Annotated in this window: 19 protein-coding genes and 1 tRNA gene; 6 read left to right on the top strand and 14 right to left on the bottom strand. The window is 60.4% G+C overall.

Going from position 1 to position 26,706, the window contains the following annotated elements; genetic code table 11:
* Positions 1–2: 2 nt before the first annotated feature.
* The 7 genes from J8I82_RS29865 to J8I82_RS29835 form a co-directional block, all read right to left on the bottom strand.
* On the bottom strand, positions 3–1,277 hold the full coding sequence (locus J8I82_RS29865; protein ID WP_209763063.1) for a hypothetical protein: 1,275 nt from the start codon (positions 1,275–1,277) through the stop codon (positions 3–5).
* Complete coding sequence (locus J8I82_RS29860) at positions 1,274–2,074, bottom strand: outer membrane lipoprotein-sorting protein (protein ID WP_431831595.1); 801 nt, start codon at positions 2,072–2,074, stop codon at positions 1,274–1,276. The genes J8I82_RS29865 and J8I82_RS29860 overlap by 4 nt, the downstream gene beginning before the upstream one ends.
* A gap of 107 nt (positions 2,075–2,181) precedes the next feature.
* Positions 2,182–3,312 (bottom strand): DJ-1/PfpI family protein, encoded by a 1,131-nt coding sequence (locus J8I82_RS29855; protein ID WP_209763059.1) that lies wholly within the window; start codon positions 3,310–3,312, stop codon positions 2,182–2,184.
* Between the two features lie 64 nt (positions 3,313–3,376).
* Positions 3,377–3,847, bottom strand: coding sequence for a FixH family protein (locus J8I82_RS29850; RefSeq protein WP_245180276.1), 471 nt, complete (start codon positions 3,845–3,847; stop codon positions 3,377–3,379).
* 34 nt (positions 3,848–3,881) lie between these two features.
* Positions 3,882–5,291: an ABC transporter permease gene (locus J8I82_RS29845; RefSeq protein WP_209763057.1), complete on the bottom strand. Its 1,410-nt coding sequence runs from the start codon at positions 5,289–5,291 to the stop codon at positions 3,882–3,884.
* Entirely contained in the window at positions 5,288–5,992 is a 705-nt protein-coding gene (locus J8I82_RS29840; RefSeq protein WP_209763055.1) for an ABC transporter ATP-binding protein, read from the bottom strand. The genes J8I82_RS29845 and J8I82_RS29840 overlap by 4 nt, the downstream gene beginning before the upstream one ends.
* 142 nt (positions 5,993–6,134) lie before the next feature.
* The gene (locus tag J8I82_RS29835) at positions 6,135–6,848 is read right to left on the bottom strand and encodes an autoinducer binding domain-containing protein (protein WP_209763053.1); all 714 of its coding nucleotides are present in this window, start codon (positions 6,846–6,848) and stop codon (positions 6,135–6,137) included.
* Positions 6,849–7,644: 796 nt separating this feature from the next.
* On the opposite strand from J8I82_RS29835, the gene J8I82_RS29830 reads away from it, so the two are divergent.
* Positions 7,645–8,367: an autoinducer binding domain-containing protein gene (locus J8I82_RS29830; RefSeq protein ID WP_245180274.1), complete on the top strand. Its 723-nt coding sequence runs from the start codon at positions 7,645–7,647 to the stop codon at positions 8,365–8,367.
* Positions 8,368–8,436: 69 nt separating this feature from the next.
* Here the strand turns inward: J8I82_RS29830 and J8I82_RS29825 are convergent, their stop codons facing one another.
* The gene (locus tag J8I82_RS29825; RefSeq protein ID WP_284183220.1) at positions 8,437–9,039 is read right to left on the bottom strand and encodes an acyl-homoserine-lactone synthase; all 603 of its coding nucleotides are present in this window, start codon (positions 9,037–9,039) and stop codon (positions 8,437–8,439) included.
* A gap of 979 nt (positions 9,040–10,018) precedes the next feature.
* Between J8I82_RS29825 and pgi the strand changes: the two genes are divergently transcribed.
* Positions 10,019–11,650, top strand: coding sequence for a glucose-6-phosphate isomerase (gene pgi / locus J8I82_RS29820; protein ID WP_209763051.1), 1,632 nt, complete (start codon positions 10,019–10,021; stop codon positions 11,648–11,650).
* Between the two features lie 352 nt (positions 11,651–12,002).
* Here the strand turns inward: pgi and J8I82_RS29815 are convergent, their stop codons facing one another.
* Both J8I82_RS29815 and J8I82_RS29810 read right to left on the bottom strand, forming a co-directional pair.
* The gene (locus tag J8I82_RS29815) at positions 12,003–12,683 is read right to left on the bottom strand and encodes a glycine-rich domain-containing protein (protein ID WP_209763049.1); all 681 of its coding nucleotides are present in this window, start codon (positions 12,681–12,683) and stop codon (positions 12,003–12,005) included.
* 53 nt (positions 12,684–12,736) lie between these two features.
* Positions 12,737–16,108, bottom strand: a complete 3,372-nt coding sequence (locus tag J8I82_RS29810) for a bifunctional diguanylate cyclase/phosphodiesterase (protein WP_209763047.1) — start codon at positions 16,106–16,108, stop codon at positions 12,737–12,739.
* Between the two features lie 660 nt (positions 16,109–16,768).
* On the opposite strand from J8I82_RS29810, the gene J8I82_RS29805 reads away from it, so the two are divergent.
* Positions 16,769–18,520, top strand: a complete 1,752-nt coding sequence (locus tag J8I82_RS29805) for an EAL domain-containing protein (RefSeq protein WP_209763045.1) — start codon at positions 16,769–16,771, stop codon at positions 18,518–18,520.
* 645 nt (positions 18,521–19,165) lie between these two features.
* Here J8I82_RS29805 and J8I82_RS29800 read toward each other — a convergent pair.
* The 3 genes from J8I82_RS29800 to J8I82_RS39705 all read right to left on the bottom strand — a co-directional run bounded on the left by J8I82_RS29800 (position 19,166) and on the right by J8I82_RS39705 (position 22,210).
* Positions 19,166–19,678, bottom strand: a complete 513-nt coding sequence (locus tag J8I82_RS29800) for a hypothetical protein (RefSeq protein WP_245180272.1) — start codon at positions 19,676–19,678, stop codon at positions 19,166–19,168.
* 1,047 nt (positions 19,679–20,725) lie between these two features.
* Entirely contained in the window at positions 20,726–21,133 is a 408-nt protein-coding gene (locus J8I82_RS39710; protein ID WP_209763042.1) for a transposase, read from the bottom strand.
* Between the two features lie 567 nt (positions 21,134–21,700).
* Positions 21,701–22,210: a phosphatase PAP2 family protein gene (locus tag J8I82_RS39705; RefSeq protein ID WP_431831594.1), complete on the bottom strand. Its 510-nt coding sequence runs from the start codon at positions 22,208–22,210 to the stop codon at positions 21,701–21,703.
* 471 nt (positions 22,211–22,681) lie between these two features.
* On the opposite strand from J8I82_RS39705, the gene J8I82_RS29785 reads away from it, so the two are divergent.
* The 3 genes from J8I82_RS29785 (at position 22,682) to J8I82_RS38595 (ending at position 24,031) form a co-directional block, all read left to right on the top strand.
* A tRNA-Ser gene (locus J8I82_RS29785) sits at positions 22,682–22,769 on the top strand.
* A gap of 152 nt (positions 22,770–22,921) precedes the next feature.
* Positions 22,922–23,128, top strand: a complete 207-nt coding sequence (locus tag J8I82_RS29780; protein WP_209763038.1) for a Swt1 family HEPN domain-containing protein — start codon at positions 22,922–22,924, stop codon at positions 23,126–23,128.
* A gap of 579 nt (positions 23,129–23,707) precedes the next feature.
* Complete coding sequence (locus J8I82_RS38595; protein WP_245180270.1) at positions 23,708–24,031, top strand: hypothetical protein; 324 nt, start codon at positions 23,708–23,710, stop codon at positions 24,029–24,031.
* Positions 24,032–24,681: 650 nt separating this feature from the next.
* Here J8I82_RS38595 and J8I82_RS29770 read toward each other — a convergent pair.
* A partial coding sequence (locus tag J8I82_RS29770; RefSeq protein ID WP_209763036.1) for an esterase-like activity of phytase family protein occupies positions 24,682–26,706 on the bottom strand: 2,025 nt, incomplete at its 5' end.

The following is a 26,706-nucleotide window of genomic DNA, read 5'->3' as shown; positions in this document are numbered from 1 at the left end:
CCTCAGAAATAGTGCTTGAGCAGGACTTGCCACAGGCGCTGCTGCGTCATCGCCCCGAACTCCGACAGCGGCGCGCCGCTGCTGATCTGCCACTGCAACGCCAGATCGGTGCGTTCGAAGCGGTAGCGCGCTTCGACCCAGCTCAGGCGGCTGCGGTCTTCCACGTTGAAGCGCATGAACCCGCTGAGATCGAGGCGTGGCATGAAGGCGTTCTGCCAGCGGATCATCGCGAACACGCTGTTGCGCGTGGCGGGTTCCTGCGCCGCGGTGACGGCCGCCCGATAGGCCGCGTACACCTGCGGGGGCCCCGCCTGCAGCTCTCGCCAGCCCTTGCCGTCTAGCGCGGCACCGTTGTAGTCGTATTCCAGCGTGAGCGACAGGTTGTTGCTGGCGGTGCAGGTCGCGCCGGTTGCGAGCTGGGAGCGGAACGCCGTGTCGCTGCCATCCCGGCCTAGCGCGCGGGCCAACGTGGAGGAGCGGCGCCCGCCCGTCCATTCGAAGAAGCCCACGCAAGCCTGGTTGAACAACGCCGTGGCGTTCCAGCCGAGCTGCGGCGAATCACCTTCCCGCCCATTGCCGTACAGCAGCCATTGCGGCGAGAAGTTGTCCACCAGGCGCGCGGTGCCGGCCAGCAACCACTGCGTGCGGCGGTTCGTCGCGCCGAGGTCGATGGCGAAGTTGCTGTCGTTCTTTTCGTCGGCAAGACGCGGTGCGACCAGCGCGGTGACCGATCCACCCGACCAGACCGCCTGTCCGCGCGCCATCACTGTCCCGAGGCGGTTCTCGCGCAGGCTTGCCGGATCGACGGATACCACCGAGCGCACCGCATCCTCACGAAAGTAATCGGTGGGGTTAAACCCGGTCGCCACGCCCAGGCGCATGTTGATGCGCCCCGCATCGGCGAGCACGGTGCCGTCGCCGATTCGCCCGCTCACGTAGAATTCCTTGAGCGTGTTGATGGCGGCCGGGTCTCCCACGAACCTGGCCGGGCCGTTGAGATCGAGCCGATCCGCAAAGACGAACTTCCAGCCGGGCAGGAACGCGCGCTGGAAGGCCAGGTCGATGGACAGCCGCTGCGCCGGGTCGGTAGTGCTGTCGGGCCGGTTCGTGGCCCATCGCAGCGCGCCCTCCACGCTCACCTGCGCGCTGCCGGTCTCGACGACCTCGATGGGCGTGCTGTCGGCCAGCGCCAGGCCGGCTTCCTCCTCCGCGCCGTTGGCGTGACAGGTCCCGCTCGCGGCCAGCAGCGCGAGCGCCCCGGCAAGCAACCGCTTCATTCCGGCTGGAAGCGCGGCAGGTAGTCCTGTTGGAACCAGCCATCCGGGACGTCGCGCGGCACGAAGCTGTCGTAGCGCATCACGGTCACGAGGTTCGGATTTAGGCCATCGATGATGACGATCTCGGTCGGACGCTGCGCGCCCATTTCCTCGCGATAGCGCCGGTAGAATGCCACTTTCAGCAGCTTGCCGCTGTCGCTGAAGAAGCGGGCCTTGATCGGGCGGCGCGTCGTGGTCTCCACCCACATCTCTATCGCGGCGTAGGTGTCGTCCGCCGCGCCGGACTTGAGCGCGAGCTTATAGGCATGGCGCGTCTGCCGGTCGCCGTCCTGGATATTCTCCTCCACCTCCAGCGTCGCCTTGTAACTCTGGGCGAAGTTGACCGTCACGACGTCGCCGTTGGAGGCCTGCCCCAGCAGGCGCTGCTGCGGGGAAATGCGCACGCTGGCCTTGCTGGCCGGGTCGAAGAACCATAAGTCGTTGCCCGTCTTGAGCATCAGCTTGTTCACATCGCGCGCGGGCGCGACAAAACGGATCAGGCTGCGGAACTGGCCCGAGCGCCCGTTGATGGCCGAATACGCCTGCAGCGCGTTGGCATCGGTCTGCTTGCCGTTGGTGTATTCGGTGAGTGTCACCGTCAGCGAGAACGGCTTGCCTGGATTGCGCACCGCGTCGCTCTCCGCAAGGATGGCCTGAGGATCGGACAGCTGCGCGGCGGCCAGTGTCTGCGTGGCACCGGCCAGCGCCAGTACCGCGAGCGCGCGGCCAGCGAAGCGGATAGCAAATGAACGCATCAACATCTTCAAAGTTCCTCTGATTGGACGTGCCTGCCCCGCCGGTCGCCTTGCGGGCGCCCGGTCGAGGAAGCAGGATTGAAAGGCGCTGTTGCCTGGCGCTTGGCGGGTCAATAACCCGGGTATTCCATCTGCAGGCGCACCCAGGCTGCGGTCCGTTCGCCGAAAGCCGTGGCGATGCGGCCGAGCGCCTCGTCAAGTGAGCGCAGGGGCCTTTCGGTCCGCGGCGCGGCCAGCATGCGGCGCGGCGCATCGACATTCGTCACACGGTCCGGCACGATCGTGAGGCCGCGCCGGGTGACAATCGGTTCGCGGCCCGAGGACACCGTGTAGACGGTCGACTTGAAAGTGGTCGCGAACGCGTCTGCCTCGAGCACCAGGGCGAGCTCGTCCACGCCCGGCGCGACCGGAATGCCGACGTCCTCATGCGACCAGAACGAAGCATAGTTGCCCGCGATGGTGAGCATCGATGGCACCCCGAGCCGGAAGCGCTCGCTCGGATGCGCGGCCGACCAGCCCTCGATGCCGAGCGTTTTCGCCAACGTCAGGGCCTTCTCACGGCCTTGGATCGCCTCGACGAGCGCGAATGAGACCGGAATTGTGGCCGTGACGCCGGTGGTGGTCACGACCTTGCCATCCGCGACGTAGCGCTTGCCGCGGAGCCACTGCGTCTTCGGAAAGGTCTTGCGGAGGTCGTCGAACGAATACCAGTGGCCCGTGGCATTGCGCCCTTCGAGCAGGCCGGCGCGTCCGAGCACCCAGACGCCATCGCAGACGCCTACCACCGTGGCGCCCTTGCGCGCCTGCGCGGCAACCCACCCAACCAGCTTCGGATCGTCGTCGCGATGCACGGCCGGCACGATCACATAGTCGGCGCCCTCCGGGAAGCGCTTGTCGAAGTCGTCGGTGGTGGCCTGCGGCGTGATCGTCAGGCTCGCGGGGAACATGCGCACCGTGCCGGGCTGGGTCGCGAGCGCGTGCACGTCCGCCGCATTGGACGCCGACAGGATGCTGTAAGGCACCACGTAATCAGAGAGTTCCGTGTAGTAGTTCTCCGCGACGACGGCCACGACCGGCCGGGTGCGTCCGAAGCGGGGCTGATATGCGGGCAACCGGTCCGCTTCCGCTTCAACGGCCTGCGCCAACCCGATCACCGCCTCCGCGGGGACCGGCGCGGGCGCGGCGCACGCGGCCTGCTCGACCGCCAGGAGAGACATCAGCAACAGGATCAGTCTACGCATGTATTCCTCTAGTCTTCAGAGTCAACGCCGATACCATACCTTTGTGCGGCGTGGCAACGTCGTATCAGGAAGCCGACGGCGGCAGCACGACATTGAAGGTAATGTCGTCAGTACCGCCGGGCGCATCGATGTCCAGACGAATCACCCACCAGCCCGGCATGCTGAACTTCATGCCCTGCAGCTGATAATCACCGGATGCCGCGCCGGATGCCGGGTCGGGCACCACGCGTGGCTGCGTGGGAAAACCGTGGTCGTGTTGCGGCATGCCGCCACCGAAGCGAATCGAGGCCCCTGGCACCGGCGCGCCGGCCGGAGTGCGCACGACGATCTGCCAGCTTTCCAGCTTATTGACGCGCGTGGGCTGCCCGGGCCGGCGCAGGTCAACCACGTACTTGCCGCCAGTAGACGTCTTTGTCGTCGACAGGTCCAGGCCGGGCGGCGGGGCGCCGTTGCCCTCGTCGCCGTGCGACGAACAGCCCGCCTGCAGGCTGAGCGCCACCACGGCGATTGCGAGCCATCCGAACCATTTCGTCATGATCGTTGTCCTTTCGTGCCGCCTCGGGACAGCATCAAGTATGGCGCAAAGCATCTGCCACGTTCATCCGCGCCGCGCGCCGGGCCGGCAGCACGGCCGAGAGCACAGCCACGAGCAGCAGACCCACGACCGTACCCACGATCAGGTCGCTCTCGCCCCAGACGCGAATGATGAGAGGCACCGGCGAGCGTCCAGGCGGCGTCCAGGTCATGCCGCTGTGGTTGATGAGGCCCGCGAGAGCGGCTGCGCTCGCCACGCCGAGTACCGCGCCGAGCAGACCCAGCATCAGGCCTTCGCAAACGAACATCTTGCGGATGCCGCCCCGGCATAGCCCCAGGGCGCGCAGCGTACCGATCTCCACCGTTCGCTCGATCACGGCCATGCTCATGGTGTTGCCGACCGTGAAGAGGACGATCGCGGCGATCAGCAACGCGACGAAGCCGAACAGCGTGGCGAACATCGCGAGCGCCTGTCCGTAGAAGGGGTTGAGCGTCACGAAATCGACGACCTCCATCTTCTCGCCCTTGAACTGGTCGGCGAGTAGCGCATCGAGGCGCGCCTTGGCCGCTTCGAGCTGCGCTGTGTGCTTGAGCTGCACCACGATCGCCGTGACGTGCGGGGATTCGTTGCCATAGACGAGACGCTGCGCCTGTGCGAGATGCAGACCCACATAGACATCGTCAAATTCCTTGATGCCCTGCTGCTCGGCCTTGACGACCTGCAATGCAGCCACGTTTGGCGCGCCGCGCGCCGTAGCGGCCAGCAGCTCGATGCCGGGCCGTGACCCGGTCGCCGCCGGCGCAGCGCCGTGTGTCGCCTGCGCGAGCGCGCTCACGTCCGCAGGCAAGGCGGGGCCGTCCACCTCGGCCCCATCCGCCTTGCCCTGCGCATCCGAGGCACCGTCGCAGTCGCTGACGCCGAGTTGGCTGCACAGGCTCAATACTCGTGCGAGGCCCGTACCGACGATCGCGGCATCGTTCTGCGTCCCGGTCAGCGCCATCGGCGCCACGACCACCGGGAACGCGTAGTCGTTCCAGTCCCGCATGCGGTTCTGGTCCTCGACCACCACGCCTTGCGCGATGGCCGTGCGCGAAACGCCGCGAGCGAAGTTGCCGGCGATGCCTTGCAGCTGCAGGGTTGGGGTCGCGACGACGAGCATCGGCGCAAGGACCGGATCGGCCTGGATGGCATGGATGATCTTGTCGTAGCCGGCGATGCCGTACGCCGCCGGATTCCCACTGCCGTAGAGATAGTAGCCTTCACGCTGGATCTGCAGGTGGCCGCCGTATTTCACGTAATCGGTCTGCAGGCCGTAGGTGATATTACGGCTGTAGCCACCGAACAGTAGCACTGCATGGGCGCCCACGATCATGGCGAGGATTGTCGTGATCGAGCGACGACGGTTGCGCAGCAGGTTGCGCAGCGCCAGGGCAAAGGTATTCATGCGGCCTCCCGTTCGCCAAGACCTCGGCAGACGTTGACGATCCTGCCGTCGGCGATCCTTACTACGTCGTCTCCGATGGCAAGGACCTGGGGATCATGCGAGGAGATCACGAAGGAAACGCCCTGCTCTTGCTGTAGCCGGCGCATGAGCGCGATGATGGCCGCACCCGTGTGGCTGTCCAGATTGGCGGTCGGTTCGTCGGCGAGCACGATCCGCGGCGACGCCGCCAGCGCGCGCGCCACGGCCACGCGCTGACGCTGGCCGCCCGAGAGCTGCCCCGGCCGATGCTTCGCCTTATCGGCCAAGCCCACGGCGTCCAGCAGCTCCGAGACGCGCCGCGCCCGATGCCCCTTGGACGCGTTGGCAAGCAGGAGCGGATACTCGACGTTCTCGTAGGCGGTAAGCACCGGGATCAGATTGAAGTTCTGGAAAACAAAGCCGAGATGGCGCACGCGAAAGTCCGACAGGGCGTCATCGCTCAGACGAGCGATGTCCTGGCCCGCAACGACCAGGCGGCCACTGTCTGGCCTGTCGATGCAACCGATCAGGTTCAGCAACGTCGACTTGCCGCTGCCCGATGCGCCAGCGATCATCGTCAACCGGCCGCTGCGGATCTCGAGGTCGATATCGCAAAGCGCCGCGACCCCTACCGCACCCAAGCTGTAGCTCTTTCCAATGGAATCTAGTACGACGGCGTTCATGGAAGCTGGAAGAAGGTGTTGTCGCCGCGCGAGATGCGCCCGCGACATGAGCCGAACGACCCGGTCGTCCAGCTCGCTGTTCGGGAGACTACCCGCCCTGCGGCATGGGAAACAGCTGTTCGTTCGGACAGCCACGGCGCGTTCAGAAAAGCTTGCCCATCAGCGCGGCCTTGACGACGGCCTCAGTCTTGTTGGCTGCGTTCAACTTCCGCATCGCGTTGCCCAAGTGGAATTTCACCGTGCGTTCATCGACCGACAGGATCTCGCCGATCTCCGAATTGGTCTTGCCGGTCGCGGACCACTTCAGGGAGTCCTGCTCACGGTTGGTCAGGCTGACGCCAGCTTCTGGCATCAGTCTGGGTGTCAGGTACTGGCTCATCACGACGTGCACGGCGTTGGCAAGCCACGACATCCGGCCTTCGTTCTCCGCCAGCTCCGCCCGGCCGATGGCGCTGCCAGAACGGACCATGGTGAGCAGCCCCCTCGCGCCCGATGCGCTCTGGGCCGACATGCACCAGCCATGGCGCAGGCCATAGTGGTCGGCCTCGGCCCAGAACTCGTTGTTCCTGTCATGGCCGCTAGAGGTCCAGACGAGCGGCTGTGTCGTGGAAAAGCCGTGTCGCACAGTGGGGTCAATCGCAAAATAATGCTGTGAGAGATAATGTCGAACCCACGGCTCGGGATAATCGGAGAAGATGGAGAAACGAGGCTTGCTTACCGGTAATGGAGCGCATATGCCATAGGCACAATGCTCAAATTCAAACTGCCTGACTATATTTGACACCTCAACAAAAAGATCCTCCGCACTTTTTGCGGCACCAAAACGCTCGAGGCACATCTCACGCCAGTCTCTCATTTGACCACCCGACGATTGAAACAGCAAACTTCTGACCTTCTCGCTAGTGAAATTATTGTTATCGCGACTTTCTCAGAAAAAGATGAAACATTAGTGAATTCGCGCCCCAAAGTCGAGACAGAGGTCAAGACAAGAGATTTAATGCTCGCATTTGCATCTTACGCCGCACGCGAAAGAACAATCTCAAGGGATTTGGTGATACGCAAGCGCGCGAGCAGTATTACTTTTTCTTGAGCCGTTGTGACCTGCCATTTTTGGTAGAAGCGCCTGCCGACAATTCTCCGGGATCCGGCCGGCGCGACGGGCAGCGGGGAGTCGGGAGCGGCTCAAACGACAGCGTCGATCGACAAAGCTGCCAGGTCCTCATTTCATCGCCAACATCATTGCCCCACCCGCCGTTGCATTGTCAAACTCGTCACGCGTAGCCTGAATTTGCATTCGGCGCCTCCATCCTTTCTATTCACATCAATGACAAGGAGAGAATTAAAAAAAATTCAATTGAAATGTGTTGACCGTCATGCCAGAATCCCCGGCCCAATAGATTTCACCATTAGCGGATACATCTCCGTGTCGACCATCCACGTAATTGTACGCTGACGTACGGCGCCTTCTCGGCCGTTTACCCATTGTTCCATTCGTCCTCGTATCGGCTCTGGCTCCCACGCATTGAGGACTAACGTGAACATCAACGTAGCAAAATTGCTTTCAACCGATCGTCTTCACGGTTCGGCCCCGGAATTATGGTAAATGCTCGAACCGGTATTCTTCCAAGGCGCGATACCGTAATGGTGACAGTATGGATACAATCAAGTGGCAGGCAGAACTGCTTGCGGACATGCATGACGTATCGTCCACGGGAGAGGCATTCCTGCGTGTCGAACGGGCGGCGCACGCGCTAGGCTTCGACACATGTGCTTACGGCATGCGGTTGCCGTTGCCGCTGTCTCGACCACGCACCACGATCTTCAGCAGCTACCCGACCGCGTGGCAGGCCCGCTATCAAGAGGCCAACTATCTCGCAATTGACCCGACAGTCGCGCACGGCCGGCATACCACAGTTCCACTCGTGTGGGATGACTGCGTCTTCGCCGACACGCGTGCGTTGTGGGAAGAGGCACAGAAAGCTGGCCTGCGCGTCGGCTGGTGCCAATCCTGCTTCGGTGCTGACGGCGTGGGCAGCATGCTGACGCTGGCGCGCAGCGGCCAGCCGATCTCTGCCAGCGAACTCGAGAGCAACGAACGAAAGATGCGCACCCTGGTCAGTGTGAGCCACGTGATCTTCTCGCGCATGCTCGGCGCCAATGCATCGGCCGTGCAGGCGGAGAAGCTGACCCGCCGCGAGACTGAGGTCCTGCGCTGGACAGCGGACGGCCTGACATCCGGCGACATTGCCGGCATCCTGCACCTATCGGTGGACACCGTCAACTTCCACATGAAGAACGCCGTGCGCAAGCTAAATGCGCCGAACAAGACCGGAGCAGTCGTACGCGCGGCCATGATGGGCTTGCTGTACGCCTGATCTCGAGTCGCGGTGCCGGCAGAGTGTAATGGTCGAAGGATCGCCATGGCTCGTGCTCTGGCTCGGCGGTCAGGCCAGTTCGAATTGGCCTGCATAATTGGGGCGCAGTGAGACCGCAGCCGGTGTATCGATCCAACACGCGATCAGGCAATCTCTGCCCGAAATGTGGGGAACACCCACGCGCCGCGCAGTAAAGCCGGCTTTTCGGAGTAGGCGCTCGACGCCCAGTGGCGACACCGTGATAAGGTGCGCCGCGCCGCGGTTAGCCGCTGCAGTCAGTGTTTCGGCGAGCAGTTGCACGGCAAGTGCGGACGACATATGACCGAACGCATTGCCGCTTTGAACACCTTCCGGGGGCGTAGCCGCAAAGCGTGACAGTTCCCAGACGCGCGCAGATGCGGGCGGCGCATCCCCGCCGAGCAACTGAGGGAAGACCTCGCCGAGCAAGTAGGGACGCGTAGTGGGCAACAGACGCGCAATACCCGCCAGTTTCCCGCTCACGTGCGCCGCTACGTAGAGCGTATCGAGCTGGTCGAACTGATCGAGCTCCACACCGTTCGAGCAAGCCAGAGGCCAGTCCAACTGTTCGACAAAGACCTGGTAACGGTAGCGTGCGATTCTTTGCATCAGCGCCGGCCCCAGCTGCTTCGCGGTTCCCGAAACAAAGTCCACTTTATCCCCTGTCGATCCAACCAGGGGGATTGGACAATGGAATGGTCCATCTGGTAACTACCTGAATTGGTGGACCTGTTGCGTACGGCGCGCATCGCGCAGTTGACACGTGCCCGCAACATCAAACACGGAACATAGTGCGCTTGGCCGCAAGACATATGCCTGCTCACCGGCCGCTTCGTCAGCGCCAGGAAAGAGGCTCCAATATAATTTCACGTATATGAAATTATATTGGCATCTTGTGGGACGTGGCCTGTAACAGCTGGATGCGACTCGGCGAACTTCGCATCGTCTTGGGCCAAGTTTGACATCCTCCCGGCCCTCAGCCTTCGGCTGCCGCCTTACGGCGGGGGATTCCTCCGGTGCTACGTGATACGATTCTCTACGTAGTCACTTCGGTGGGTCCCTGCTTCGTAGAGTGGCTTGACTACGCCGACTCTCCACAGGCTGCAACGCGGTGACCCCGCGCCAAACCATAGCGACTCCATCCGAAACTTTAGGGTTCCAGATCATGACTGCGAGCTTGCCGATAACCGCGGGCAACGGTCAATCAAAGCGGTGCTCAACCAGTTCCAGTGATTCGCTGACGCGCTCAAAGCGCGAGGTAAAGCTCGCTCAGAATTCCCTCCCCATGCAGGGTACACACAACAAACAGACCAGCGACAAAATACCCGCTTCGTGAGTTGAGCGCACGCCGAGGTAAGGGACATTTGATATCCGAAGGGTTATGGCCCCAGACCAATCCGAAGCTGAACGCTTGGATACTCGACGACGCTACCCGCCCCGGAAAACTTCACCATCTTCCCCGCATTGCCCTCCCGCCGCAGCCACAGGGGCATCTCATCCTGGCCGTCCCAGATTGTCGGCATTGCAGTAGTGGCCAGCGTAGCAGCGCCTTATCGTGTCCGACATCGTCAACGTGTTGGCGTGGCGTAGATGTGTAGTTCGAATTTCCGGTCACCGCATTGGAGCAACCCTGATGTCGACGTCCCTCCCCGCCTGGCAGGCCTTGCGTGAGCATGCTGCCAAGATTCGCCATACCCATATGCGTGACTGGTTCGCGGGCCCGCACGGCCAGACCCGCTCCGAGCACATGACGGCTTCGGCCTGCGGCCTGACCCTTGACTACGCCAAGAACCGCGTTACCGAGGAAACCCTGAGTTTGCTGCTCGAACTGGCCCGCCAGGCACGCGTGTGCGAGCGGCGAGATGAAATGTTTGCCGGCGAACCGGTCAACACCACCGAGCGCCGCGCAGCACTCCATATGGCGTTACGAGCCCGCCCCGGCGATGGCTACCGCGCATTGGGTGTGCCGGTAGAGGCCGATGTATCAGCCGTACTGGCGCAAATGGAACTGTTCGCACATGAAGTGCGCAACGGCACATGGACAGGCTTTGATGGCCGCGCCATCACGGATGTGGTCAACATCGGCATCGGCGGTTCTGACCTTGGGCCACGCATGGTGTGCCGCGCCCTGGTGGATGATACGGAACCCGCGCCGCGCATGCATTTCGTCGCTAACGTGGACGGCTATGACCTCGCCCGCAAGCTGACTCGCCTAAATGCAGCCACCACCCTAGTGATCGTCTGCTCCAAGACCTTCACCACAGTGGAAACCATGGCCAACGCCCGCACTGCGCGCGACTGGTTCCTGCGCCATGGCGCCACACGGGCAGACCTTGCCCGCCACTTCGTGGCCGTGTCGTCCAACCGGGACGCTGTGGCGGCGTTCGGTATCGACCCCGGCAACATGTTCGCGTTATGGGACTGGGTGGGTGGGCGCTTCTCGCTTTGGTCGGCCGTGGGCCTGTCGATCGCAGTCGCGATTGGCTTTGACAGGTTCCGCCAGTTACTCGATGGCGCACGGGCGATGGACCGGCACTTCGCCAGTGAGGCACCCGAACAGAACCTGCCAATAATCCTCGGCCTGCTGGACGTCTGGTACCGCAGCTTCATGGGCGCTGCCAGCCGCTGCGTGGCGCCCTATTGCGAACCGCTGGAATTGTTGCCGGCCTTTCTGCAGCAACTGGAGATGGAGAGCAACGGAAAGTCGGTGCAGCACAATGGTGCGGCGCTGGAGACCGGATCGGCCGCAGTGGTCTGGGGCACCACCGGCACTAATGGCCAGCATGCCTATTTCCAGATGATGCACCAAGGCTCACAACTGGTGCCGGTGGACTTTATCGCCTGTCTGCAACCTCACAGCGATTTGCCCGGTCACCACACTAAGCTCCTGGCCAACTGCTTTGCACAAAGCGAAGCACTGCTACGGGGGCGCACTGCCGCAGAGGTGTGCGCAGACGCCCAGGTAAATGAAATGTTGGTGCCGCATCTCGTATTCGAAGGGAATCGGCCAAGCAATACCCTCCTGCTGCAGCAGCTTAATGCTTTCCATCTGGGCGCTTTGCTCGCTATGTGCGAACACCGCACATTTGTGCAGGGGGCACTTTGGAACATAAATCCATTCGATCAATGGGGAGTGGAACTCGGCAAGAAGCTGGCCGGCCCCATCGAGCGCGAACTGGAAGGCGCACCGGCGCAGCCGCATGACGCATCGACAGCGGCGCTGATCCGCCGCGCGTGCCGCGCCAGAGCTGTGACGCCGGATTGATTCGTTGCACGTGAAGCCCTTGCACTCAGGAGTGCTCTCTTCGCATGGTTCGCCAGGCCGACGGAAACTGGTCCCGCCAGCCAGGCGATTCCTGCTGGATTCGTCCTCAAACCTGATTTGTGCATGAAGTGCGCAGGTCGAACTCGAGCTTGTGAATCGCGCCACAAGCTCGGAGCTTCTGGGGGTGACAAGCGCCGGCAAGAGGTAGCGGCGACATGTCTAGTTATCAGTCCTGCACCCCTGCGCGCCGCCCCCCCCGAGTTACATGCGCGATGCAGAACCGCCCATCACGCTGCAACGTGGGCGACGTGTCAGGTTGACGGCGCACAAGAGACAACGGAAAGCGAACCCGTCAGCTGGCCGCAGCCTGGGACGAAGTAATTGCGCAATAGGATGGCCTGCTTGCGCCCAAGCGAGCACTGATGGCGACTTCGTCGGTCTCGGCTGCGATTGCGCAGTATGCGGGTTCAACGGCCTTGGCCATGCGGGCGCAGTACGCCGGATCTTCCGCCTTGGCCATACGAGCACAGTACGCCGATTCTTCCGCCTTCGCCATGCGAGCACAGTACGCGAGTTCCGCCTCCTTGGCCATACGTGCACAGTATGTGGGCTTGTCGGCTGCTTCCCGAGCGCAATATGCAGCAGAGGTCAGCGGGCTGCCGAATTCGTGCATGCTCAGCGCATCGCTCGTCGCGGCCATCTCCATGAGACGAACCTCATCCTCCGGGCCGTCGATGCCAACGTAGGGGTTATGGTGAAGGACATAGCCGAAGATGCGCTCGCAATCGCTGGCATAGCGCCTCGTATCCAGGATGTGGGCGTGCCAGAAGGCATCCACCTGCTCACTGGGGACGGCGGGCGTGTCGGGATACTTCGCCGCCAGCTTAAGGAATTGGCGGTAGCCGCTCTCAGCGTGCTCCAGCGATTCCGGCGTCCAATGCGCGTGTTGCTGGTGCAGCAGCTTGGCCTTCATCCTGGAAAAATCGAGATTGTCGATGTCCTGCCACATGATTTCAACAATACGGTCCTGCATATTTTGCTCCCTTGTTATTGGACTGCATAAGCACGCGCTTGGCTGGCTTCCAGTCAGGCGCGCATCGGTTCCGGCCCATTCTCGAAAGCGGGGCCGTTCTCCATACGGCTGGCCAGGAAAGCAGTGATCTTTGCCGGCGGCAGCGGATGGCTGAAGTAGTAGCCCTGCACTTCGTCGCAGCCTTCGCGGCGCAGGAACTCAAGTTGCGCTTCGTTCTCCACGCCTTCGGCGACCACTTCCAGCCCGAGCCGGTGCCCGAGCCCGATTACCGCACTGGTAATTTGCGTGTCGCTGCGGCTTTCTGGTATGTAGCGGACGAAGCTTCGGTCGATCTTGACCGTATCGATAGGCAAGCGGCTCAGGTAAGCGAGCGAGGAGTAGCCGGTGCCAAAGTCGTCGATCGCCAGTCGCACGCCGATGCGTTTCAGACGCGAGAGCCAGCTGGACGCCTGTTCAGCATCGCGCATGACCATGCTTTCGGTAAGTTCAAGTTCCAGCAGGTTGCCGGGCAGCCTGGCTTGCCGCAAGGCATCGATAATGGTCAGCCTAAGCGACTTGTCGGCGAACTGCCGGGCCGAAAGATTGACTGACACACGCACAGGCGAAAGTCCCTGGGCACACCACGCGGCGTTTTGACGGCACGCTTCGCGCAAGGCCCACGCGCCGATCTCGACAATGGCGCCACTCTGCTCCGCGAAGTGGATGAAATCTCCAGGCAGGACCATGCCAAGTTCCGGGTGGCGCCAGCGGATCAGTGCCTCGACCGCCGTGCACGCGCCCGACGCGAGTGCAATGCGCGGCTGGTAGTAGAGCATGAATTCGTTCTGCTCGAGCGCGCGGTGTAGGTGCGACTCCATGTCAATGCGCCGCCGCAGCGACGCGCTCATGCCGCGGCAGTAGAACTGGTAGCCGTTCTTGCCGAGCTGTTTGGCACCGTACATGGCCAGGTCGGCATGCTTGACCAGGGTCTGCCACTCATCGCCGTCTTCAGGAAAGGAACTGATGCCGATGCTTGCAGTCACCCGAACTTCAGACTCATTGACAACGAAAGCTGGCTCGAGCGCAGCCTGGATCCTGGCGATGGTCCGGCCCAGGACCGTCGAATCGCCTCTGGGGTCCAGCAGCACGATGAATTCATCTCCACCGAAGCGGGTAATCAGTTCCACGTCATTGAGGCTCTTGCGCAGCCGGTCGGCCGCCTCGCGCAACACGGTGTCGCCAGCGTTGTGGCCAATCGTGTCATTGACGACCTTGAATCCGTCGAGGTCGACAAAAATAACATGCAGGGTCTGGTCGCTTGCGCGGGCACGGGTCAGCGCCTTTTCGAACTCGGCCTTGAACATCAGTCGGTTGGGCAGGCCCGTAAGAGCATCGTGATTGGCGATGAAGCGCAGGTTCTCCTCGGCCTGGCGCCTCAGTAGGAAGTGGCCGGTCTGATTGGCAATGCCTGTCGCCATGGTGAGCGCGTGCGCATCGCGACTGCACCTGGCACGGGAATAGAGTTCGACGACGCCAAGCGTCACGTGGCCCCTGCTCAGCGGGAAGGCAAACACCGTCCGGATGCCGCCCACATGGAGCCACTTGGCTTGCGCGTGCCGGGCCATCGCAATCCCGTTTGCATACCATTGCGGCGCCTGCAAGACCGCAGCGCCAGCCGGCCATGCAGGGCGATTAGCGAGCCAGGGCTCCAGCGCCTTGACGCGAGCCATACAGATAGGGGGCAGCTTCAGTCCATGGCGGTCGTCGCTCGGCCAAAAGGCACCGGCCTCCCATTCCATGCCTTCGAGCAACGTGTGGACGATCTCCTCCAGCACCTCGATTTCACTGGTGGCTGTCGCCAGACTCAGGGTGATCTGGTGTTCCTGCGCCCTGGCCTGCTCGGCGGACTTGCGCTGGCTGATATCCTGCGCGGTTCCATGCAGGACGGCGCTGTCCGCCCCTCCAAGCACGTGGCCAATCAGATGCAGCCAGCCTCGGCGGCCGCGCCGCGACTGGTAGGGGCACTCAAACTTGAACGGCTGACGATCCTGCACGGCTGCCCGCATCGTTTCGCGCAGCGCGGCGCGATGGCCGGCGTCGATCGCCTCGAACAGCGTTTCCGGAGTCGGCTTGTCGCCGCGCCAGCCAAGCAGGCGCGCCATTTCGCGGGAAAAATGCGCGCTGTCCTTGCTTAGGTCAATGCGCCAATCGCCGAGATGAGCGATCTGCTGGGCCTGGGCGAGCGCGGCCTGGCTTTTGCGAAGGCTGTGCGTCATCTGGTCGGCCACGGCGATGGCACGGGCCCGCGAACTCGACAACGCGTAAGCCAACCACCCCATCAGCACGCTGATAATCAGCCCGGAAATGACTACCAGCGCCGGCAGGTAACGCTGTGGACCACCGATAACTTTCGCATCGGCTGCAAATGCGATCACCCAACGCCGCCCCCCGAAATCCCGTTCGACGCTCTTGACCAGGTCATGCTGCCCTTCACCCGGGGCCGTCTCGCCTCCCGACCCCGCTGTCGCAACGTGCGAGGCAGCCGCGTGGATGGCGCTGAAGCCTGCGCCCCGACTGCGTCCGAGTCCTGTGACACTGTCATAGAGCAGATTAGCAGCGGACGGAGGAACCGCGGGCTCCGTAAAGTCTCCGGCGTCATACACGCGGAACCGGATCCTGCGTAGGTTCTCGTTGCTGACAAGGTCCTTCATCAGGTCATCCACCCGGATTCCCGCGCCCACCGACCCGACATATGCGCGTCGGCGGGCTTCCACGGAGTCTAGGTTCTGCACCTTGTGGTACACCGGTAGGCGCAGGGCGATCCCTACATGTGGGTTCTTTGCCTCGCTAAAGATGAGGCGCCCACTGCTGACCGACTGCCCGGTATCGCGTGCCCTTTCGAGGGCAGCCAAACGGCGAGGATCCTCGCCCATGTCGATGCCAATTGATGCAAGGTTGGTATCGAGCGGCTCGACATAGGTCAGCACGTAGTGACCGGGCCGACGGCCGGGAGGACGGAGATTGAAGGTTATCCCCTTCTCGCGCAGGATTGGATCGCTGCGCTGCCGAGCGACAAAGGCATCAATGTTAGACGCCCGCACATAAGGCGCGTAGTTCAGCGTCTGGAAACCAGGATAGCGCTGCGGCAGGTTCAGCCCTCTGACGAAATCGCGAAATTCACCACGCGAGACATGATCGGTGGCGCCGAACAGCGCCTGCATGGTCACCAGTACGTCGGTATAGAGACGGATCCGTGTATCGATCTGCTGGACGGCGTCGCCGGTATCGTTTTCAAAACGGAGCCGCACGTCCTTTTCCAGCAAATTGGAGCAGAACGCATAGACGACAGCCGTCGTCAGCACGCCAAGCAGCACGGTTGCGGCCATGACGGTGCGCGACCCAAGGTGTCCAAGCGGGCGCAGCATGCGCGCGAGCGTTTGGCGCAAGATTGTTTCCCCGGATGTCGACGGCGGCCATTCAACTAACGCCCGTTGCCAACGAATGATACGAAAAGCACTGACTGGAGTGCGGCGACTTCGACCAGTCACCTAAAATGTCTTAACAATTTATAACAAGCTGGGATGATTAGCGTTAAATTATTTTGATACAGACACCCAACGTTAGTTGGGTACTTTTTTTGCAAATGACAAGATTATAAATTCGAATTAAATGCCCGCTTAATCGCAAATTAGCGTATCGTCGCGGAATTCCGGCGTTGTCCTGGTTTGCGACCAATTTCAACGAAATGCCAGGAGATTCACAGAACTGACATAATTTTCGGAATGCCCAATGCATGCGGAGCATTGCCTACGTTGCCGCTGCGATATCGGATGTCGCGTGGAACTTCCTGGCTCCGACACATCTCCAGGTGACGTCCGCGGGCCAGTTTTATCAGTTGTCGGCGAGTTGAAATATTTCCTGACTAGCCTACAGAGGCCGTATCTGATACTCCCCACAGATCTCTGACGGGCGTCGCGTTGATGGGCTCAGCAAGCTTCCAAGCTTGCGCTCCCACAGGAAAAAACAGGCTCTCCCCCGCTTATCAATGCCTCCTGAAGCCCAACCACGTTTCTACGGCTGGACCGATTTTTCGTACATCTCAGAAAATGACCCTGTCGATTACCGAGTGCATCGATAAACAGCTGCTACATGCGGTGTTCCAGCCCATCGGCATCCTTTCTTCCGGAGACATCCTGGGCTATGAAGCATTGCTGCGTGGTCCGGTTGGATCGGCTCTGGAAAGCCCCTCGGAGCTCTTTGGCCAAGCTCAACGGGAGAACTGCATGGTTGAGCTTGAGCACTACGCTGGCAAACTTAGCGTCAGCGCATTCGCAAAGACCCAGCTTCCTGGAAAACTTTTCCTGAACTTCAGTGCCGCAGCTATCCGGCAAATCGCCAGCTGCGAAGCTGATGTGCGAGCGTTCCTAGAAACGCTGCAGTTTCCCATCGAGCGAATCGTCATCGAGCTAACGGAGCAATCGAACCCCGATCCTATTTCGACCCTTGAAACCTCGATTCGACGCTTGCGTGACGCGGGCGTTCGGTTTGCACTCGATGACTTTGGCACGGGAAACTCCAATCTTGGCCTATGGATTGCATTGCAGCCTGATTACATTAAAATTGACCGCTCAATTGTTCACGGTGTGTCTCAGTCAGCGTTTCACCTCGAAGCGATCCGCCATCTGCATGAGCTCGCCAAGCACGGGCATGTGCAACTGATAGCAGAAGGCCTCGAAACGGTGGAAGACCTGATGGTCTGTCGCGATATTGGCATTACCTATGCCCAAGGCTTTATCCTGGGCAAGCCGAATACTTTTCCGAGCGTCACTCTCCACGCGCAAGCACTAGCTGCCGTTCGTGCGGAATCTATCGCGGTATTTCCGGAAGCCGTAAAACTGGCGCCTCGTGGGTTCTCCGCCAGCAGGCTCATGATTAGCGTGCCAAGCGTTCCCCCGGAAGCCCGTAACAATGATGTTCTCGACATCCTGGCACGAAATCCGAAGCTTCATGCAATCGCCGTGGTCAAGGACGGTCGGCCCGTGGGCGTAATCAATCGCCGTAATTTTGTTGACGCCTATGCACTTCCATATCATCGAGAACTCTTCGGAAAGAAAAGCTGTCTTGAGTTTTCCAACGAATCCCCGGTTATTGTGGAGAGAACCGCCACGATGGAACAGTTGGCGCATCTCTTGAGTGCGCAGGACCAGCGATACATATCGGACGGCTTGGTTATTGTCGATCAAGGTCAGTACGTCGGCCTTGCAACTGGCGAAGACCTGGTTCGATCGGTGACGGAGGTTCGCATTGAGGCCGCACGATATGCAAATCCGCTGACTTTCCTACCGGGCAACATACCAATTGACGCTCACATAAAACGACTCATTGAGAGTGATGCATTTTTTTACGCTTGCTATTGCGACCTCAACAGTTTTAAGCCGTTCAACGATGTATATGGTTATTGGCAAGGCGACGAAATGCTGAAGCTCGCTGCCACGATCCTTGGTGAAGCTTGCGACACTCAGAAGGATTTTTTAGGGCATGTGGGGGGCGATGATTTCTTAATCCTCTATCAGAGCGAAGATTGGGAAAGGCGCCTTCGCGCTGCGATGGCGAAGTTCGATGCAAACGCCGTACATCTCTACACCCCTGCTGATATCGAAGCGGGTGGCATTCTGGCCGAGGACCGCCACGGAAATCCTCGTTTCTATGGTTTCGTGTCCATGGCTGTCGGCGTCGTCCCGGTTAAACCAGGCGCGAACATCGATGCGGACGCCATCGCGACCTTGGCCGCAGAGGCCAAGCGCGTGGCGAAAAGATCCAATTGCAACTTCTTCTGTATGCACAGCCTGCCCGCCTGATAGCAGCGGCTGGCACCCGGCTTGTGCAGCCGTAGAACGGCTGGAGGCGAAAGCCGCGACTTTTGCCGACAGGGCGGGGTTTCCGATCACCCCGAAGTGGGGGATGTCACGGGGCGCCTTCCATGTAAGGATGTTAGTGACAGGTCTGCGGATACCCGTCAACACTTGTGGCCCTCGACACATGTTGACGGGGGCCTTTCTTTTGTCGGACGGCGTTTGCTACCACTACCCGAGCACCCAAGCCAGACCTACAAAACATCCACGTGGATCCGGCAGAATGACCGCTGGGCTGTTCGACCGCAAGCCTTTCGATACATGGGATGCCGCCCCGCCGCGGCGCGCAAAAGAAAAGAAGGTGGATCTGATGATCCAGGGCCCGGACGGAACGATGCGAGCGCCGGACGCTAATACGACGGCTATTGAGCCACCCTCAATAACGAGGGCGCCCTAAGGCGCCCCCGGCGGCGGCCAGTGACTGTTCCCCCAGCTGTCACGATCCAACGCGGATGGAGTGTATCAATGGCGTCGGCATGGGCTTTCCCCTCTGCGGCAGGGGGAAGCACTGGCTCGATAGTTACTGCCAAAGTACCAACTTAGCGGCACACCTCCCCTTCGTAATGCCGGCTCCAGCCGAATCCCCTTCGACTATCCCTCGGGAAGCTGATCGCGAAATGAAGCCTCGATTTGCTCGATTAGGGTCGGGGTGGCGGTTGTCCGTAGGTTTTCGAGAAGTTTATCAAAGGCCATCTGCACGGACGACACGTCGGTTGCCGCGATGAGCTGCTTTCGGATTGGATGGTCGATCGTCCCAAAAGTACGAACAGCGATGTCCATCAGATAGAATTTGGCAGCTGCGAGCGACCTTTTCCGCACTGGCGATTTTGACGGCGATGAGAGAGCAGCCGATTGGACGACAGTCAGTGCTTGTGAATCGGTGCTGGGCCCTGCCTTCCGGATTAGCCCGGACAGCAATAGCCTCTCGATGGCAGCGGGCTCGAGCCCGAGTTGGTTGGCCAACACCCCCAACTTCTCATAGCCAATCCGCCCGTCCACCATAATCAGCAGCGAGCGAGTTCGGCGGTCCAACCCGCCCTTGCGCGAAGCCACTTCCAGGCGTCCGGCATCCGTTTTCTCAAGCCATCTATTTGTATTTTCCATCACGCCCTCCATCCGTCACCAGCAAAAAATGTTATGACACATTGATGACAACCATATGTCTTAACAATTGGCGGCCCTGCGGTGTTGGCACTGCCCTTCTTTGGAATGGACAAGCCATTTTCGACGGCAGCAAACCCGCGGAGTCGGACGACTCCGTATGGTTTCGAGCGCGATCGAGCCTCGATAAGCTATCTCGTCAGCGTGAGCACTGCTGCGATCCGCCGTTGAATGCTTTTCCGCCGGGCCGCTGGCTCTGGACCATACTTTCGCGATCGTGAAACTTAGATAAGCGGCCTAATTGGCCTGTGTCAGATGTCAGACCGATCATCCGCGTTCGCGGAACCCCGACTACGCCCGACGCACGTGCACCAGGGAATCGCGTTTCGTATCGCCGCAAAAATGCAGATCAATTTGATCTTCGCATCTCGAACTGACAAACCTAAGTTTTACGGAAAACTGCAACGTTTTGCATAACCAAACAGACAATTACGGAGAACGACGCTGCTTTCCCCGACAATTATTAACCGCAGTATCGGACGATCGTCGCTGCGTTCCCCACCTAAGGGTGTGGCCTACCAAGGTAGGGTAAGACGAGATCCATGTTCTCATCAATAATCGACGTTGGCAAGCTTGACCCCTTGCCAACCCGTTAGGGTGTAGACCGTCCCCGCGGCTACACCCATTTTTTATATCGATGCTTCCAGCAGCATATAGTCGATGCTAGAATTACCTCGGGGTTGGTTCCATAAAAAAAACGAGTTCGAAATCCGAGTTAAGAAGTGATAATTTATTTATCACAACCAAAAGTAATATTGTCTCGATAACCCACTTTACCTTTTTTCGAAATAATAAAAGGAATTTCGACCATTGAAAAATTTTATTTCTGCGTTGACGATGTCGCCTTGCACCCTTCTTAAAGTTGAGGAGTCCAGCGAGTTACATCAGCGCTCAATTTTTACAATACGCGTATAAACGATGCGGCGTTATGTTAGTGACGCAGCCAATCGGTCCAAGTTGCTCTAGTCACCAGACCGAATTTCGCATCCGCTAAGAATTGGTGCTTTGAACGTGGTCGACCTCAATCAGTGAGGTTGGATCCTGCTGTTCGAGCGGTTCCACGCGGCGAAGGGAAGAGGAACGAACAGTGGCACGTGACCAATCAATGTTGTCAGCTTCGCAAACATTGGCGACCAGTACCTCAGATAGCTTGTCCCATATACCGGCCTCTTGCCAGGCCCGCAGTCGTCGCCAGCAACTCATCCCAGAGCCACATCCCATTTCCTGAGGCAACTTTGCCCAACGAATGCCAGTCTGGAGTACAAAGATAATGCCACTCAGCGCGGCGCGATCGCCAAGCCGGTTGCGTCCGGGACATCCTGGAAGCCTGGGCTTTGGCGCTGGCAACAGTGGCTGAATCATTGCCCAGAGATCGTCGTCGAGTATTGATTTGTACATTCTTTTGATGCGGAAACTGCGTAGCGATCAAGAATCGCGTGCCGATCTTCGCCAATGTCACGCACATTTCACAGATGGCTGCTTGCGGTCATCAGATATTGCCAGATCGCTGAATTGGCAGTGCCGAGCCATCTTACAAATTAGGCCGTGCGTGTCCGAATCAATGAGCGTGACAGCTTCTGTCAGTCATGGGAAGCCTCCCCCTGCTAAGGCGGGGAAACGCAGTTCTATAACAAGATGATTGGTGAGCTCGCCGCAGATCCCGATCTATTGAAACTAGTGCATAAATCGGATACATCCCGACTTCCTTGGCTCGACCAATTGGCTGGATCGATCCCGCGTTAGAGATGACCTGCTGGTCCTCAGCATTAAGTCCCAACCCTTTGAGGGATAGCCGCACAGTGAGCCAGATCGCTTCGGCGTCCGCCGCGATCGGTCTTGACCGGCGCTCAAATTCCTTGACAAAGCGATCCGGAATCAGCTTGACCCAATGGCTGAGTCGTTCCGATGTTGACTTCGTTCGAAGCTAAGAGGTGGAATAGTCGCCTGTAGTGTTGCGCTCAAAGCTCAACATGGTCTCTTCGCTATCGCAAAGGTCCGATCGTCAGTTTCATACACGCCCGCAACGCAAGGCCTCAGCCCGAATTCCGATCGGCGGCGTGGATATTCTCGACCGGATAGCTGGAGCGCCATTCTCTCTACCATCCCGTGCGTATTGCTGATTCCTCTGGGAAGAGGCCACGTTTGCAGGATGATGAAGCCTGTGACAGTGGCGACAAGTGGTGCCACACTGCGCGGCAACGCCCTTCCGGGCCAGTTAAGAAAGGCTAGGCTGCTTGCAAACCCCAACGTCAACCCAGATAAAACCTCGGATGAAGAGTGCGCGCCCACTGCCAGTCGCGACCAACCAATCACCAGCGCCAGGCCAATGCCGCAACCAGCTCCCAACCATGCCAGACGGGGGCGCGATGCCGGTGCGCATAAATAGAGCAGCACGGGAAGGACAGTCGCTGACATCGCGCTATGACCGGAAAAGCCGGTGAAATCAAGCGCCGGGATTCCAACCCCCCAGCCCATGAAGGCAAGTTTGGATATGAGGGTAAGGCTGGCAGCCGCACCGACCGCTAGGAGCCAACGCAATGCACTGGCCATAGTGATGCGGTAGCACAACCAGAGCGCAATACCAAGCGAACTCGGTAGCAGGTAGATACTCTCACCCAAACGGGATACCAGTTGCCAAAATTGCATGCAAAAAGAAAAATGACTTTCATAATAAACGCTCACCCTACCACACGGGCATGTCGCTGAGAGTATGGGCCGAAGCCGACATCGCGCGTCGTAAAAAAAATGGAAACGCAAAGGCTCGCTTTAGTTTCGCGATCAACTTCTTCGACGTCTTCAAATCCTGTACGATAACGACAATGGCTCAGGCGGGCCGCTGATGAGCATGCGGTATTGCAAGGAGTGCAGCGTGCTCGCGCACAAGCTGCGCGGGTGGACAACTCCCCCGTAAGCCTGTAGTAAGCAGCTCACCCCTGATGGGGTCATGGAAGCGTGGCCGAGTGGTTTAAGGCACTGGTCTTGAAAACCAGCGACGGGCAACCGTCCGTGAGTTCGAATCTCACCGCTTCCGCCAAAGAAAACAAGCACTTACCGCGATTCAGCTTACACTCCAGGTGCCTGTAGGTAGCAAAAGTCATTACCGAACTACGAGCGGAGGCCGGGTTCGGCCATGAGCGGCTGTTCAGCCGCGTGCGAAAGCGGGGAGCACATAACAAGTCTCGCTTGATGACCTACTCTCAGCTGCTCGGCGTCATTGAACACTGCTGGAAAAATTATTTTGCAGAGCTCATCCGCGATAAGGCTCTGCTCCAGGACGCGCGCTTGATCGCCCATCTGCGAAACACGATCTGCCAAATGATGGAGATTTCCGAAGAAGAGATCAACCGAGTTCGACAGACAATGCGGGATTGGTTCCGCATTGTCGCGCCATAAAGGTGCGGGCTGACGGCGGTTGCCGTGATCGATATAGCGGTGTTCCTATCGAGAATCGAGCCTAATTGCCCCGGTTCTCAACTGAGGAAACAGCTCACGTTGCCCATTGGCCACAGGATTACCACGCGAGCGGTTTGGAGCATTGGTTGCGTGCCGCTATATGTCTGGTAGAGATGGCGGATTCGCACCGTGGAGCAGACGTTGGCGGACGAAACTCGAACGGCAGCAATGGGGCGCTATGCGAATCTCTGCTATTGGGGACGGCCAGTTCCCCCGCAGATCGGCGATGAAGCAAATAAACAGCCCCACCTCCCTTTCCGAGCAGAACCAATCGGTACAAAGCTCTATAAGCCGGTTCCGAACGAACCTGAGGTGGCGGAAGCGCACAAGAAGCTCCGGATGTCCCTCGGCACCGTGGCTCGCGGCTGCGCTGTTCGTCGCCCCCTCCTGACTACCCAGTGCTCGGTGGTGCGGAATTCGCTTCGTGTGCAATATGCTCGTCGCTCACTCCACAAAGAAGACCGCGGCAACCAAGGCGGCGCGACGAGACAGCAGCCCGATGTTTAGCGGAACAACTTCGTGGAGGCGCTTACGCTGAGTGTTCTGGGTTTGCCGTTCCTTGTCGGCCGCGCGCTGTCACTGACGTTGACATTAGCAACAGCTTGGTCGATTCTTAGCACCTCACCAACGCAAATGGGGTCAGTTATGGGTGAATGGTCGGAATACTTCGAGGACTTTCCCGAAGAGAACTCTGCGAACTATGTCAAAGGGCGGTTCGACCCGAAAGGCGCGGAGGCACTGAGGGCAACAGAAGCCAAGCGCAGGCAGGACCAAGGCAAGCTGAATGCGGAAATCCACGCAATCATCCAGAAGCACCGCCCGTCCGGTGTTGACACGCAATAGCGGGCAAGGCCGCACGCTGTGCTGAGAGTGCCCTGGCGGCGACCCTGTGTGATCGCGGCCCCGCAGCCTGCTATCGCCGCGCAGCCAATCGGCCTAGGGGGCAGCCATCTTGGCTGCCCCCCTGCCACGACCGGGCATGCGGGTTCGCACTGGCGGTTCGAGAGGTTGAGGTTAAGCAAGGCGAGGCAGGCCCACCCCGGCAAAGTAGGCGATATCCAGCACTCACTTGAGCGGGCCGTCATTGTTGCGCCACCAGCGACGGCTCCCGCTTTGCGCTTGACCACACGCCTGCAGCCACCCAGGAGGCGAACCGAGGAATTTGCGGCCAAACGCGCTCGCCCCGCCCACTGCCCATATGCACGCTCCCATCGTCAGCGTATCAGACGAAGCAATGGCCTCCGGCGCTCCAATTCCTTGTTTCCTTCATCGCGCAGCACGTTCGCCGGCAACGGCGACAAGGACCGCCCTGCGGCGTGCCCTCGTGCCGTCGTTGCTGCACCACCCCGCCATCCATAAGCCCGCTGTTCAGATACAGCGGGATCAGACGAATGACTTAGGCGTCCACGAAGCGCTTCTGTAGTCAGTCAACTAGGATGTCATGGTTGAGCGGTCAAGAACTTTTCAAAGTGTGCACATCCGGTTGCCAAGGCCTAGGGCAGCGTGTATCCGCCGAGCGCCCTCGGGAACTTCAGCAGCCATAGGCGCGTTTTACGATCCACGATGTTGCCGCGCGTCACGCGCACGCCGACCGCACCGGCCGTACATTTGCCGTCGTTGACGATGGCGCCCTCGGTGTCTACTGTGCATTCGGTCGGATCGCCTGCGATCAGCGCGCCTGAAGCGTCGACCATGCTAGTGCGCAGACCGAAGTCGCTATCGTTGATGAGTGCCAGCGTATGCCCGTCCACCACCGCCAGGCCCTCGGCCTTCTCGGCCGACCAGCCAGCCGCGTTCAAGTCAAGTAGCACAGTCTTCTTGAGCTTGACCACATTCGCCCAAAACACCGCGCTCGCGGTGGTGGCATCGATACTGTTCTTTTCCAGCTCGATACCGATTGTGGCAATGTCGGTGACGTTGGACGGCACTTCCACCAGCATCAGGAAGTTGCGCACCGCGCCATTGGCGTCCGCGCCCTGCTCGATCACGATAAACTTGCCGTTGCCAAGCGACACCAGGTCACCAAGCTTGGCGCTGCCAGTGCGATTACGGTCCCACTTCCCACCATTGGCGGCCAGCGCGTAAGTCAGCGGATAGGCGTACAACTTCGACATCTCGGTCTTCGGGTCGAACTCGATCCAGCGGGCGAACTGGGCATAGTCCTTCAGCTTGACCTTGTCGGTGTTCTTGCCGTCCTGGTCCAAGTCTGCGCTGTCGACGGTCTCGATGCTCTTGCCGTTGGCGTCCAACGGATCGATTGGGCTTTGCAGGAAGCCGTGCAGCTTGCCAGTCGCGCTGTCCATGGCGAGCCCTTCCATGCCACGGTTGGCACGGCGGTGCTTTAGCACCTCCGGCAGACTGCCTGCAGTGGTGTCCGGCGCATAGCGCTTGAGGGTCACGCCGGTGGCCGCATCGATCTTGAGGATAAACGGCCCGTATTCGTCCGAGGTCCAGAACACCTTGGCAGCCGCGTCGTACACCAAGCTCTCACTATCCAGGCCCTGCGGATCGAAGGCGCCCTTGGCCGCGTCGTACTTCAACGAGTCCGACAACGGGATCTCCAGGCTGCTGCCCACGCTGGTGAACGGCAGCGGGCGGCCGCTGATGCGCGTGCTGGCGTCGGATTTCAGGGGCACCAGACTCTCAACAGTCGCACCCTTGGCCCCGACTGTGATCACGCCGATCGACGGCGTGTAGCTGGGCGCCGGGAACATCTTGGTGATGCTGGTCAGCGTCGGGTTGCCCGGCACCGGGGCATTCGGCGAGTCGCCGTTCGGGCCGCGGTCCGTGATACCCCAGAATTCCAGCGCGCCGTTGGTCTTTGCACCCTTGAATACCAGACCTGAGCCGATGGCCGGAAAGAAGCCCTTGGCGAATTCCTTGCGCGCCGCCTCGTTGCTGCCTTCGTATGGGATGTACAGCGAATCCGGCGCGTTCAACACGTATTTGGTGATCTGCACCTCGCCGCCGGCGCTGGCTTGGCTGATACGCGTGGTCGAGGACTGACCCAGATCGGTCGCCAGCGTCGATTCAAAATGCTCGAGGGCAGCCGCGCGCCGCGTCGCGCCGAAGGCGCGCGCACTGTAGGCAGCGCCGGAGGCATCAGCCTGATCGGCCGGCATCATAGCCTGAAGCGCCGTGTCGAAGGCCTCGGCGGCGGCCGAGAAGTCCAGCGACTTGCCGGCGAAGGCGTTGGCCACCGCCGTCACGATGCGGATACCGTTGGCGGGGTTGTCGTCGTCGTCGAGCGCCTGCAGGAACACCAGGCGGTTCTGCAGCTTCACGTCGTCCAGCGACGTCGTGCCCGCCAAATCCACCGGCGTGATGTCCGCCTTGCAGTCAGCGGTGCCGAGCGCGATGCCGCCCACGTTGAAGGTGACCTTGTCGCCCTGCTTGCAGTCGAACCTGCCATCCGTGCCGGCCCGGCCCGCCAGTCCCGACGGGGTGGCGGCGTACTGCACGCCCTCGACCGCGCTGTCGAGCAGGCGTGCGCTGACGGTCGGCGTCTGCGACGCGGG

This window comes from Cupriavidus consociatus (genome assembly GCF_017814975.1).
Classification (GTDB): Bacteria; Pseudomonadota; Gammaproteobacteria; order Burkholderiales; family Burkholderiaceae; genus Cupriavidus; species Cupriavidus consociatus.
Note: the sequence above shows the minus strand (reverse complement) of the source record. Positions and strands in the feature narration are given on the sequence as shown.